Genomic DNA, 12,637 nt, shown 5'->3' with positions numbered 1-12,637 from the left:
CTGGCAATAATCCAACCTTAAACCATGCTTAATGGGCGCTCTCAATTAGTATGATCGTATGTGCAGTACTTACTAATTGCTGAAATTTAACTTTAGTATAGGTAGGTTTCTTATGGACTTGCATAATGAGTTAATTAAACGCCACCTCATCGACTTTGACACGGACCCGTTAGTTGGGGGAAGCGATGTCGAATTAAATGAGCTTCTAGCTATGATGTTAGAAGACGATACCCTTTCTGATAGTACCAAAACCGAAATAGCCGACTTACTTTTCCGGCTAAATTGCAATTCTAGATAACAAAGTTTGTCATTAAAGTTTAAAAAAGTAGCTTTGTCGTTTGCTCATATCGAAAACTTGTGAAAGAATCAAATCACTAACTAATTTTTATGTGAGTTAACTAGTGATTGATGCCGAAGGCTACAGAGCCAATGTCGGCATAGTCATTTGTAACCGACACGGTCAGGTTTTCTGGGCGAAACGCTTTGGTCAACACTCTTGGCAATTTCCGCAAGGTGGGGTTGATGAAGGCGAAAACGCAGAGCAAACGTTATACCGCGAGCTTTATGAAGAAGTAGGCTTAAAAAAAGAAGACGTAGAGATAGTTGCCAGTACTCGAAATTGGTATCGCTATCGCCTACCGAAGCGCCTGATTCGTCATGATTCTGAACCGGTGTGTATTGGGCAAAAACAGAAATGGTTTTTGCTTCGCTTGCGATGCTCAGAAGAGAAAATTGATTTTTTTAAATCGGCTAAACCTGAATTCGATGATTGGGCGTGGGTCAGTTATTGGTACCCCGTTCGTCAAGTTGTGTCGTTCAAACGAGATGTTTATCGCAAAGTAATGCGCGAGTTTGCATCTATGGCTATGCCTTTTAATCGTAGACGCGATAATAATAAGAAGCACAAATCAAACAAAAAAAACAAAAAGCGGAGATTTAACCGTAAATGATCACCACGCTCAAACACATTGTTGAAAGCTTTATTCAGCAACCTGTGCTTGAGCGCGCGCTTGAGCAGGTCGTAACTGACGTTAAAGTTGCGATGAAGACACAGTGTTGTTCAATTTACTTTGCTGACCACGAACAACAAGATTACCAGTTAATGGCGACAGATGGTTTAGCTCGTGAGGCCGTTGGGCACATACGAGTTGGCTTTTCTCAAGGCCTTGTTTCTTTAGTCGGTCAACGAGAAGAACCCGTTAACATTGCTAACGCACCATCCCATCCTCGATTTTTAGTGGCACCAGAAGCTAAAGAAGACGCTTACAACGCGTTTTTAGGGGCGCCAATTATTCATCAAAGGAAGGTACTTGGAGTTATTTCTGTTCAGCAGAGTGAATCTCGCCATTTTGATGAAGATGAAGTCGCCTTTTTAGTGACACTCGCCGCGCAACTTGCTTCTGTTATTGCTCATGCCAAAATTCGCGACTTATTAGAAAAACCGACCGTTACTCAACAGCATAACCATAAGTATTTAAGAGGGGTACCAGGTTCATCTGGTATCGCTATTGGCCAAGCTTATGTTCACAAACCTGTCATCAATTTTGAATCGGTTTTACAAAAAAAACACCACAATTTAGATAAAGAACTTACCAAACTAGATTTAGCACTGGCTCACACTCAAGAACAATTATCTAAATTATCCGATAAAGTCGGTATGTTATTGCCTAGCGATGCATCCGCTATTTTTGATGTATACAAGCACTTATTAAATGACCCCGTTTTTATCGAACGTATCCAATCTGAAATTAAAAGTGGCTGGAGTGTTGCGACCGCGTTAAAAACCGTTGTCGAAGAGACGGTTGAAGAGTTCGAACAAATTGATGATGAATACATCAAAGAACGCATTACGGATGTCAAAGATGTTTGTCAGCGCTTGTTGGTGAACTTGTTAGCAAAAGATATTGCTAGACGTAAGCCTCCAAGAGAGATGATCTTGGTTGCCGAAGAGGTGACAGCTAGTTTATTAGTTGAGTTATCTGGACAAAAAATAAAGGGTATATGCTCTCGATTAGGGTCGAGTAATTCCCATGCCACAATCTTAGCCCGTGCATTCGGTATTCCTGCTGTAATGGGGCTGGTTAACTTACCGGTTAATACATTAGATGGGCATGAACTGGTTTTAGATGGTTATAGTGGTCAAATTCATATTACGCCAGATGAATCAGTCGTCAAAGAGTATCAAAGACTAGCGAACGAAGAAGAAGAGCTTGCTGCCACTGTTCAGCAAACTGCTGAGTTAGAGGCTGAAACCATTGATGGCACCCAGATAGATTTGTTTATCAATACCGGCTTATCTGCCGATTTAGATTGTGCTAAAGATATACTAACCTCTGGGATTGGTTTATACCGAACCGAAATCCCTTTTATGGTAAGAGACCGTTTCCCGACTGAAAATGAACAAGTTGCGCTTTATCAGTCTGTTCTTAATGCTTATCCGCACCAATCTGTAACGATGCGAACGCTAGATGTTGGCGGTGATAAACCTTTACCGTATTTCCCTATTGAAGAGGATAACCCCTTTTTGGGTTGGCGTGGTATTCGTCTGACTTTAGATCACCCTGAAATTCAGCTTGTGCAAATTCGAGCAATGTTACGTGCCAATATGGCTACCCAAAACCTCAGTATTTTACTGCCTATGGTAACCTCAGTTGCTGAAGTTCAAGAAGCAAAACGCCTTATTCACCAAGCGCATTCGGAACTATCTGAAGAATTAGGAACTAAAGTTCCATGGCCCAAAATTGGCGTGATGATAGAAGTCCCTGCGACAATTTATCAAATTGAGCAACTGTCAAAATTGGTCGATTACTTCTCAATTGGTACTAATGACCTGACGCAATATTTACTTGCTGTTGATAGAAATAATGCCAGAGTAGCTGGGTTGTATGATTATTATCACCCCGGGGTAATTCAAGCTCTGTTAGCGATTGTAAGACAATGCCAGCAAGCTAAAAAACCAGTTACTGTATGTGGTGAAATGGCCGGTGAGCCTATTGGTTTAATCTTGTTGCTCGCCATGGGGTATAGGCAGTTCAGTATGAGCGCCCATAACTTGCTCAAGGCAAAGTGGATTTTACGCAATATATCAATCCAAGATACACTTGATATGTTAGAAGACATTGAAGCGTTATCTTGTCCAAAACAAATTAAAGATTTTATGTTTATTCGCTTAGAAAAAGTCGGTTTAGGTGGCTTTGTTCGTGCTGGTAAATAGCAGAATTGTCACATCACTTAATTAGAATTTCTCTTCATGGATATTTATTCTCTCGCCGCTACTTTCATGCTAACAGGCGTAGTAGCTGGTATCCTAGCTGGCTTTTTAGGCATTGGCGGTGGTTTAGTTGTTGTTCCCTTACTTGCTTTTGCTTTGCCATATGCAGGCGTTGCTGAGCAACATGTAATGACAATGGCCGTTGGTACTTCGCTTGCTACGATCATTTTTACTGCAATATCCTCAGTACACGCTCATCACTGGCGCGAAAATATTGTCTGGCCTGCTGTTTATAGTTTATTCCCGGGTATTTTACTCGGTAGCATGTTAGGTGCTGCAATGGGCTCTCAGCTTGAGCAGTTTTGGATGATGACGATTTTTGGCTGTTTTGCCGTTTGCATGGCGCTTTACACCTTTATCGGCGATCGCTGGATCAAGCCTGTCTGGGATTACAATCAAAGTCGTAGCTGGTTATCTTTGGTGGGGTTCATTTTAAGTGCAATTTCAGCGATTGTTGGTATAGGCGGAGGCACATTACTTGGGCCGTGGCTTATTTGGCTTGGTTTAGAGCCGAAAAAATCAATTGGAACTTCAGCGGCTTGTGGTTTGTTTATCGCCATATTTGGCTCAATGGGCTACCTCATTACTGGTAGCAGTGCGACGGACTTGCCAGAATATTCGATTGGCTATGTCTATCTACCTGCGCTTTTAGGTATCATAGCTACTTCTGTATTGACCGCACCTATTGGAGCTAAGATGGCAAGTTACTTTGCTCCTAGAGTGTTAAGAATTGGCTTAGGCATCGCACTGTTGCTAGCGGCCGGTAAAATGTTTATCAGTATTTATTAGAATTAGGACGAGATATGACAGCCGAGGCATGGCAGTTTCCACAGATTGACCCTGTGATTTTTAGCATAGGCCCTATATCACTTCACTGGTATGGGTTTATGTATTTAATTGGATTTATCGGCGCTTGGTATTTTGCTAACCGTTGGGTTGAACATGAAAATACCCCATGGAATAAAGAGCAAATCAGTGATTTACTTTTTTATGGCTTTTTAGGTGTCATTATCGGTGGACGCCTAGGTTATGTTTTCTTTTATCAGTTTGACAGCTTCATTGATGACCCACTTTATCTACTTAAGATATGGACGGGTGGAATGTCCTTCCACGGTGGTTTTTTAGGTGTTTTAGCCGCTTTTTATTTCTTTGCTCACAAGACAAGTACTCGCTTTTTTCAAGTCGCAGACTTTATTGCTCCTCTAGTGCCAATTGGTTTGGGAGCAGGGCGTATCGGTAACTTTATTAATGCTGAGTTATGGGGACGCACAACCGATGTACCATGGGGGATTGTTTTCCCAGGAGCGGGCGATTTACCTCGCCACCCTTCTCAATTGTATGAGTTTTTCCTAGAAGGTTTAGTACTGTTCATTATTTTAATGTGGTTTAGACGTACACCTCGTCCTGTTGGTGCTATCTCAGGTATTTTCTCGTTGGGATACGGTACCTTTAGATTTATGGTTGAATACGTTCGGGAACCGGACGCTCACTTGCAGAATTTTATGAACGGTTATGTCACAATGGGGCAGATGTTATCCCTGCCAATGATTATTGTCGGTATTGCCATTTTAGTTTGGGCTTATCGCAGCCCGAAGAATCAAATCAGTGAGAGTAAAGCATGAGACAGTATTTAGATTTATGCCAACGTATCGTAGACGAAGGTACTTGGGTTGAAAACGAGCGCACTGGTAAGCGTTGTTTAACTGTTATCAATGCCGATCTCGAATACCAAGTGGGAAAAAATGAGTTTCCACTGATTACTACGAGAAAAAGTTTTTGGAAAGCGGCGATTGCCGAGTTAATTGGTTATATTCGCGGTTATGATAATGCTGAGGACTTTCGTAAGCTTGGCACCAAAACTTGGGATGCAAATGCTAACTTAAACGAGGCATGGCTCGCTAATCCACACCGTAAAGGTGAAGATGACATGGGGCGCGTTTACGGGGTTCAAGGCCGTGCTTGGGCCAAACCCGATGGTGGTAGTGTTGATCAATTGAGAAAGATTGTTGATGATTTAACTCGCGGAGTTGATGATCGCGGTGAAATTTTAACTTTCTATAACCCAGGTGAGTTCCACATGGGGTGTTTGCGCCCTTGCATGCATACGCATAACTTCTCTTTACTCGGTGATACTTTGTACTTGAATAGCTTTCAACGCTCATGCGATGTGCCACTTGGTTTGAATTTCAATCAAATTCAAGTCTTTTTCTTCCTTGCCATCATGGCGCAGATCACAGGAAAAAAAGCGGGTGTAGCTTATCACAAGATAGTCAATGCTCATATTTACGAAGACCAACTGGAATTAATGCTTGATGTGCAGTTAAAACGCGAGCCTTTTCCATCTCCTAAATTGAATATTAACCCTGATATTAAGTCGTTAAAAGATTTAGAAACATGGGTAACAATGGATGACTTTGAAGTTGAAGGTTATCAACATCACGAAGCCATCAAATATCCCTTCTCTGTTTAGTTGTCATATTGGGTGATGAAATATTCGCCCATTTAAATTATATCTGTTTTGAATAATTATCAAATATTATGAAACATTTTTGTAACTTTTGTATCGTAATATTTACAAATTTATTTTTTTTGCCTTTTTTAAGAGCTGGTCTTTCCAGTTAATTTATCTAATAAATTTATATTTTTAGATAAATATTCTGAAAATATGAATTTAAAGAAACAATATTCTAAATCTTCAATTGGCTTTTCAGTGTTTTTCCATTCTGAGTAAATGTTAATTTTATTTTAACCACTGGCTAAGTCTGTTTATTTATTGTCCACTTTATTGGTTGCTCAACTTTAACTAACATTTCAATGTTGGTGTGGCAACCTTGCCACTCGACGATAAAACAATAAAAACAATAGAAAAATAAATAAATCGATTGGAGCAAACATGAAACTAACTAGATTAATCGGCGTGCTCGCTATGGCTTATGCCGTGCCAGTATTTTCAGCTGATATTGCAAACACTAATTTAACTGAATTTACCAGTACTGAATCAATAACGGATATTGGTAAAAAGCAGTTATCCGAAAGGTCAATTAATAGCCAGTTGTCATCAACGGACACTTTCTCTCAACCTGGAGCTAGTTTTATTAAACTGCATTTTAAAAACTTAGTTATTCCCGAAGGTGCAAAGGTTATTGTACGTAATACTGAGGGAACTGAGCGCTATGAGTACACAGCGCAAAGTAGTAACGAGTTAACTCTTAGCAGTAATGATGACGGTTCATCATCGTTTTCAGCTATGTCTATTACAGGATCTACGGCTGTGGTTGAGTACCTAACAGTAGATGCTGAACAAACTATCACAGGGCAAGTGGATTACTTTTACTATGGAGATGAGAGCGAGCCGCAGTTCGAACCATTATCGACGTGTGGAGTAAACGAGCGCGTTGATGTGCAATGTTGGGCTAATAGCCATCCAACCGAGGTTGATCGCAGCCGTCCAGTTGCTCGCTTACTGATTGGTGGTAGAAGTTTGTGTACGGCATGGCGTGTAGGTGATAGTAATCATATGTTCACTAATAACCACTGTGTGGAAACTGCTGCGGAGTTAGCTTCAACTGAGATCTGGTTCAACTATCAAAGTAAAACTTGTAATGGTTGGGAAAAAGAAACCGTTGTTAAAGTGACGCCAAAAGACTTCTTAAAAACTGATATCACGTTGGATTATACTCTTTTCACCATCAACAATTTGGCATCTGTGAGTCAGTTTGGTTATTTGGGTTTAGATGTGCGCAATGCTAATCAAGGCGAACGTATTTATATACCTCAGCATGGTTCAGGTAATCCAAAAGAGCTATCGATTGAATCGGATAGAGATTCAAATGGCTTATGTCAGGTTAACGATCCTACGGTCAATGGCGGAGGTTACAATACGGACATTGGTTATTATTGTGACACAATTGGTGGTTCATCAGGTTCTCCAGTTATTGCTGCATCAACTAATAATGTTATTGCGCTTCATCATTTAGGTGGCTGTTACAACAAAGGTGCACAAATTTCGCGTATTTGGCCGCAAGTTTCTAGTTTCTTTGGTGGTGTGATCCCTAAAGGTGACAACGGCTCAACACCGACTAAACCAATAGCTGATATCAGTGCAAACTGTAACGCACTCACTTGTAGCTTTGATGCTACTGGCTCTTCATCGCCTGACGGTGCAATCGCTGCTTATTCTTGGCAATTTGGCGATGGTCAATCATCAAATTCAGCGACACCAAGTCACAGCTATGCAAGCTCTGGTAGTTACACAGTAAGTTTAACTGTCACTGATACGAAAGGCCTATCAAGTCAGACAACTCAATCGGTAACGGTTCGTTCTGCCAGCGACTCTGTATTGAAAAAAGGTGTGGCAAAAACTGGTTTGACGGGCAGTAAAGACAGTGAAACTTTCTATACTTTTGAAGCACCAACAGGTGCGAGCAATGTCCAAATTAATACCTCATCAGGTACTGGCGATGTTGATTTATATGTAAAACGCAACGCTAAGCCAACGACTTCAAGCTATGATTGCCGACCTTATAAGAATGGCAATAGTGAATCTTGTGCGCTGACAACAGGGGCCGGAACTTACCATGTTATGTTAAAAGGTTACAGCAGTTACAGTGGCGTTCGTTTAGTGGCTGACTACACGTTGGGTGGGACGAATCAGGCACCTGTTTCTGACTTTAGCTTCAGTGCCAATCAACTTTCAGTAAGCTTTACTCAGCAAGCTACGGATGATAAAGCTGTTACTGCTTATCAGTGGAGTTTCGGTGATGGTAGTCAAAGTACTCAAGCATCTCCGACTCATTCTTATGCACAAGCGGGTAGCTACCAAGTTAGTCTTGTTGTTACAGATGCTGATGGTGCAACAGATACCAGCACAAAAACGGTAACGGTTACCAGTAGTGGTAATGGTGGTACAGGCTGTTCTGGTATTGAAACGTGGAGTAGCTCTGCTGTTTATACTAAAGACGATACCGTTAGTTACAATGGTACTAAGTATCAAGCTAAATGGTGGACTAAAGGGGATAACCCTAGCACTAACTCAACAGAGTGGGCAGTTTGGAAAGATTTAGGTAGCTGTAACTAAGTCTACTTAATCGTGTTATTGGTATTAAAAAGCCCGGCTTATACCGGGCTTTTTTACGACTTATTTACTTCGCTTTTTTTACTGCTTTTTTGAGCTTTTTAATTTTTGCCTCGTGCTTTGCTACTTTAGCTTTGCGAGCTTTGATTTCTTTTTTAAGTGCTTTAACTTTCTTAGCCATGATATGACTCCTTTATAGTGATTATTTGCCAAAAGGCACCATTGATACGCATTGAGCGTAAATAACGTCAGTATCACTAATTATCATTTGACCTGTGTTGCTTAGTAAAATCACGAATAAATCTGCGTATTTCGCGTGCAGCACTGGTATCTAAATCATCACATAGCGCCACAAAGTCATCGCGTTCTTGGCCATTTATCCTAATGATAAGCTGGCTATCTTTTTTCGTGTTTTTCTTTTTCGTTTTTTTATCAGTCATATGTAAATTAGATATACTTTGTATATACAAAGTATATCTCTATTTGTTGCCTGTCAAATTTAATACATTCTAGTTTTCAGGCACAAAAAAGCCCAGCATTAGCTGGGCTTTTAGTTTTAAATTTTGCGCTGTGGATTAAGCAAAAGCATCTTGCAGTGGTGGTACAACTTGCTTCTTACGACTTAATACACCATCTAACCATACTTTATTGTCAGTTAGGCTAGTTTCATAAGCTTTCTCAACAATTGAAGCGTCATCACTGGCTACCAGTAGCTCAGAACCTTCTTTCATGATATCTGTTAATAATAAAATAACAGTGTGGCGTTCACCTTCAGCTTTAAGTTTTGCAATATCCGCTTCTAAGTCAGCTTTCATTGCATCAAGCATTGATAAATCAATCACTTCTAATTGGCCGATACCAACAGTATTGCCATTCATGTTGAAGTCTTTAAAGTCACGAAGTACTAAATCACGAGCTGGTGTACCTTCTACCGCTGATTTTACTTTAAACATTTCCATGCCAAGTGCTTGCGCATCTTCAATACCGGCAATTTCTGCTAATGCTTCAACACATTTAATATCGGCTGTTGTTGTTGTTGGCGACTTGAAGATAACTGTGTCTGATAAAATTGCACACATCATTGCACCAGCGATGTCTTTTGGAATTTCAACACCGTGGAAATCATACATCATTTTGATGATAGTGTTTGTACAACCAACAGGACGGATCCAGCACTCAAGCGGAGTTGATGTAGTGATATCACCTAATTTGTGGTGATCGATAATACCCAATACCGTTGCTTCGTCTAAATCATCTGGACCTTGAATTTTATCTGAGTGGTCCACGATATAAACTTCTTCACCCGCATAGCTTAATTTTAATTCTGGTTGCTCAAAACCAAACTTATCCAAGATAAATAAAGTTTCAGGTGATAATTCACCTAATCGAGCTGGAACGGTTGGTTCACCAATCGTTGTTTTTAAGTATGAAAGCGCGATGGCTGAACAAATCGAATCTGAATCTGGAACTTTATGTCCCACTACATATGCTGGCATATCATTAATCTCCGTAATTTTAAGCGCTATTCTAGCAAAGAGTCAGGCGGTTGGAAAAGTAGCAAATATAACCAAAATTAGAGAATTCACTTAGTTGTCATAACTGCATTTAATTAAAAATCTAGGTCTGCTAGTTTCTTTTTCGAAGCCCTAAGCTCAGTCTCCTCGTATTATTTATTGTCACTAAATGGCATTACTGCTGATGAACTGTGCTATCTACTAATCTATCTGTTAATAGTTTTTGATGAGATGTTGAGGTGGTTTAATCCATTTGTTGGCGTCTTTATTATTTTGGAAAAGCGCTTTAGGGGCATAGTTAATAAAATCAACTTGTTTAACAATTAATAGGTTTTCATCAAAGGTTAACCAAGTTGTAAAGTGCCACGGACCAAGTTTTAAACCATCATAGCGAAAAGGCATGAAATAGCCTTTTAATACTGCATTTGGGCCGTCCACTGCGATGTTTTCAACCACTAGGGTGACTTGAGATTTATCAAGTGAGAACTTTTTATCTGGCCAATTAAAAAAAGCACTTATCGCTTTTTTGCCTACTTTTTTATCGCCATTAATAATATCTTCAACAACTGCGTCTTGTGCATAAAAGCGCATAAAATGATTGAAGTCGTCTCTGAGTGAGTAAGCTAATACGTACTCCTGAACAACTTGCTTAATTTGCTTTTGATTAAATTGGTTTTGTTTGGTTTGCGATGTCGGCTCTGATGTCAGCTGGCAAGCACTCAAAAAGGGAAAAATAAATAAGAAAAGTGGAATGAAACGCTTTTTAGACATAGTAAAGTAGGAAAAAATAAAGCCACAAAATGTGGCTTTATTTTAGTGATTTAAATGCTGTGAGCAAGTTAGGCTTTACTTGCTACCCAAGCATCAACATTCTTTTCCAATACATTAAGTGGTACTGCACCGTTTTTCAGAACTACATCATGGAACTGACGGATATCAAACTTATCACCAAGTTTAGCTTTAGCGCTTTCTCTTAATTCTAAGATCTTGATCATACCCACTTTGTAAGCTGTTGCTTGTGATGGCATCACTACATGACGCTCAACCATTTTAACGGCATCCGTTCTTGGGTTAGGTGTATTTTGCGCGTAGTATTCAATACCTTCATCACGCGTCCACTTCATTGCGTGAATACCTGTATCGACAACTAATCGACAAGCGCGCCATAGTTCCATAGCTAAACGGCCAAAGTCTGAATAAGGGTCTTCGTATAAACCAATTTCTTTTGGTACTAGCTCAGAATATAAGCCCCAACCTTCAATATAGGCAGTGTAACCACCGAAACGACGGAACTTAGGCATATTTTCTAGCTCTTGAGAGATTGCGATTTGCATGTGATGACCAGGAAGGCCTTCGTGATAGGCTAGGGCTTCCATTTGGTAAGTTGGCATATCTTTCATGCGATAAAGGTTGGCATAGTAAAGACCTGGGCGAGAACCATCTTCAGCGGGCTGCTGATAGAAAGCTTTACCAGCCGATTGCTCACGAAAAGCCTCAACTGCTTTAACGTGTAACTCAGCTTTTGGTTTAGTAATGAATAACTCGTCTAGGCGCGTTTTCATGTTATCGATTAACGCTGTTGCCTCTGCTAAATACTTAGCTCGACCTTCTTCTGTATCTGGGTAGTAAAATTGGTCATCTTCACGCATGAACGTCATAAAGGCTTTCAAGTCACCTTCAAAGCCGACTTTTTCTTTAATGGCGCGCATTTCGTTGTGAATACGTTCAACTTCAGCTAAACCAATGTTGTGAATTTCTTCTGCCGTTAGATCAGTTGTTGTTGTGCGTTTAAGCTCAACATTATAAAACGCTTCACCTTCTGGGAATTTCCATACACCATCTTGGGTATCCGCTTTTTTCTCTAATTGTCCAAGGTGAGCGATGAGTTTTTCATAAGCAGGTTTAACCGACTCTAAAAGCGCTTTTTCTGCCGCTTGTAAAAATGCATTGAGTTGTTGTTGCTCAATATTGCCAGCAGAACGTGCCGTTTGACCTGTTTCTCCACCAGCGGTTGCATTAGGGAATAACTTAGTCACCTTAGCTTTGAAATCAGCATAGATAGTGCTGTCTTCTGCGTCTTTTTCAAACGGGTACCCTTTTAAGATGTTTTGACTGTCGCGTATAACATGTGGGAAGACAAATTTAGGCGCAATGATCCCTGCTTCTGCACGTTGTTCTAAACCGTGAATTAACTGGTCGAAAAAGTTAGGAATGCGGTTTAAACGAGTGATGTAAGCCTGTGCATCGTGTTTAGAGTCAACTGAGTGTTGGTTGATCAGTAATGAAGGAACACTTGAATGGTAACCAAACATTTGATTGACAGGGTAGTCGTACAAACGCCATTTGAAATCTTCAATTTCTTCTTCAAGCTGTTGACGTAATAAGCGGTAACTAACTTGTGTGTTTTCGTCTAACTTAGATAAATCTAACTGCTTTAATAGCATTAAATGTTTCTTGTATAGCGTTTGAGTTTCTAACTCATAGCTTTCTGTTAAGTTATCCCACTTGTCGTTGTCTGTTTTACGGCCCATGTAAGCAAGGCCCATTGGGCTTCTAGCTAATTGCTCTTCAAAAATGGTATCGAAAAGTTGGCTAGCTTTAGCTGATTCTTCAGCAATTTGCTCTGGTGTCGCCAATGGTGTTTTCGCAGCAGGTGCAGCAGGTGCAGCAGTTGAAGCTGATTTAGGTGCTTCACCACAAGCTGTGATGAATAAAATCGAAGCGGCAATCGCTGATAGTTTTAATTTCATAGTGCTTCCTAATATTTGTTCTAAAAGG

Annotated in this window: 11 protein-coding genes; 7 read left to right on the top strand and 4 right to left on the bottom strand. The window is 40.3% G+C overall.

The window, feature by feature from the left end; translation table 11 throughout:
- Positions 1-112 precede the first annotated feature (112 nt).
- The 7 genes from HR060_RS06145 to HR060_RS19615 all read left to right on the top strand — a co-directional run bounded on the left by HR060_RS06145 (position 113) and on the right by HR060_RS19615 (position 8,348).
- Positions 113-298 carry a hypothetical protein gene (locus HR060_RS06145; protein WP_174199408.1) on the top strand — a complete coding sequence of 62 codons (186 nt, stop codon included), beginning with the start codon at positions 113-115 and terminating at the stop codon, positions 296-298.
- Between the two features lie 103 nt (positions 299-401).
- Positions 402-950, top strand: coding sequence for an RNA pyrophosphohydrolase (rppH, locus tag HR060_RS06140; RefSeq protein ID WP_174199407.1), 549 nt, complete (start codon positions 402-404; stop codon positions 948-950).
- On the top strand, positions 947-3,214 hold the full coding sequence (gene ptsP, locus HR060_RS06135; RefSeq protein WP_174199406.1) for a phosphoenolpyruvate--protein phosphotransferase: 2,268 nt from the start codon (positions 947-949) through the stop codon (positions 3,212-3,214). The genes rppH and ptsP overlap by 4 nt, the downstream gene beginning before the upstream one ends.
- 36 nt (positions 3,215-3,250) lie before the next feature.
- Positions 3,251-4,060: a sulfite exporter TauE/SafE family protein gene (locus HR060_RS06130; RefSeq protein WP_174199405.1), complete on the top strand. Its 810-nt coding sequence runs from the start codon at positions 3,251-3,253 to the stop codon at positions 4,058-4,060.
- Between the two features lie 14 nt (positions 4,061-4,074).
- Positions 4,075-4,893, top strand: a complete 819-nt coding sequence (gene lgt / locus HR060_RS06125) for a prolipoprotein diacylglyceryl transferase (RefSeq protein ID WP_174199404.1) — start codon at positions 4,075-4,077, stop codon at positions 4,891-4,893.
- Positions 4,890-5,741 (top strand): thymidylate synthase, encoded by an 852-nt coding sequence (locus tag HR060_RS06120; protein WP_174199403.1) that lies wholly within the window; start codon positions 4,890-4,892, stop codon positions 5,739-5,741. The genes lgt and HR060_RS06120 overlap by 4 nt, the downstream gene beginning before the upstream one ends.
- A 423-nt stretch (positions 5,742-6,164) precedes the next feature.
- Entirely contained in the window at positions 6,165-8,348 is a 2,184-nt protein-coding gene (locus tag HR060_RS19615; RefSeq protein WP_174199402.1) for a PKD domain-containing protein, read from the top strand.
- Between the two features lie 254 nt (positions 8,349-8,602).
- Here the strand turns inward: HR060_RS19615 and HR060_RS06110 are convergent, their stop codons facing one another.
- From HR060_RS06110 to HR060_RS06095, 4 genes are all read right to left on the bottom strand, one after another.
- Positions 8,603-8,785, bottom strand: a complete 183-nt coding sequence (locus HR060_RS06110; protein ID WP_174199401.1) for a hypothetical protein — start codon at positions 8,783-8,785, stop codon at positions 8,603-8,605.
- A 135-nt stretch (positions 8,786-8,920) separates the two neighbouring features.
- A complete protein-coding gene (locus tag HR060_RS06105; protein WP_174199400.1) occupies positions 8,921-9,841 on the bottom strand; it encodes a manganese-dependent inorganic pyrophosphatase in 921 nt (306 codons plus the stop codon).
- A gap of 231 nt (positions 9,842-10,072) precedes the next feature.
- A complete protein-coding gene (locus HR060_RS06100; protein WP_174199399.1) occupies positions 10,073-10,630 on the bottom strand; it encodes a nuclear transport factor 2 family protein in 558 nt (185 codons plus the stop codon).
- Positions 10,631-10,698: 68 nt separating this feature from the next.
- Positions 10,699-12,609 carry a DUF885 domain-containing protein gene (locus tag HR060_RS06095; RefSeq protein WP_174199398.1) on the bottom strand — a complete coding sequence of 637 codons (1,911 nt, stop codon included), beginning with the start codon at positions 12,607-12,609 and terminating at the stop codon, positions 10,699-10,701.
- Positions 12,610-12,637: the final 28 nt, after the last annotated feature.

It is taken from the genome of Marinifaba aquimaris, assembly GCF_013328345.1.
In the GTDB taxonomy this organism is placed as follows: Bacteria; Pseudomonadota; Gammaproteobacteria; order Enterobacterales; family Alteromonadaceae; genus Marinifaba; species Marinifaba aquimaris.
Note: the sequence above shows the minus strand (reverse complement) of the source record. Positions and strands in the feature narration are given on the sequence as shown.

What these genes read in the sequence shown, in the direction of transcription:
- HR060_RS06145 (WP_174199408.1), top strand. Translation starts at nt 113, where the DNA reads ATGGACTTGCATAATGAGTTAATTAAACGCCACCTCATCGACTTTGAC.
- ptsP (WP_174199406.1), top strand. Translation starts at nt 947, where the DNA reads ATGATCACCACGCTCAAACACATTGTTGAAAGCTTTATTCAGCAACCT.
- HR060_RS06130 (WP_174199405.1), top strand. Translation starts at nt 3,251, where the DNA reads ATGGATATTTATTCTCTCGCCGCTACTTTCATGCTAACAGGCGTAGTA.
- lgt (WP_174199404.1), top strand. Translation starts at nt 4,075, where the DNA reads ATGACAGCCGAGGCATGGCAGTTTCCACAGATTGACCCTGTGATTTTT.
- HR060_RS06120 (WP_174199403.1), top strand. Translation starts at nt 4,890, where the DNA reads ATGAGACAGTATTTAGATTTATGCCAACGTATCGTAGACGAAGGTACT.
- HR060_RS19615 (WP_174199402.1), top strand. Translation starts at nt 6,165, where the DNA reads ATGAAACTAACTAGATTAATCGGCGTGCTCGCTATGGCTTATGCCGTG.
- HR060_RS06110 (WP_174199401.1), bottom strand. Translation starts at nt 8,785, where the DNA reads ATGACTGATAAAAAAACGAAAAAGAAAAACACGAAAAAAGATAGCCAG.
- HR060_RS06105 (WP_174199400.1), bottom strand. Translation starts at nt 9,841, where the DNA reads ATGCCAGCATATGTAGTGGGACATAAAGTTCCAGATTCAGATTCGATT.
- HR060_RS06100 (WP_174199399.1), bottom strand. Translation starts at nt 10,630, where the DNA reads ATGTCTAAAAAGCGTTTCATTCCACTTTTCTTATTTATTTTTCCCTTT.
- HR060_RS06095 (WP_174199398.1), bottom strand. Translation starts at nt 12,609, where the DNA reads ATGAAATTAAAACTATCAGCGATTGCCGCTTCGATTTTATTCATCACA.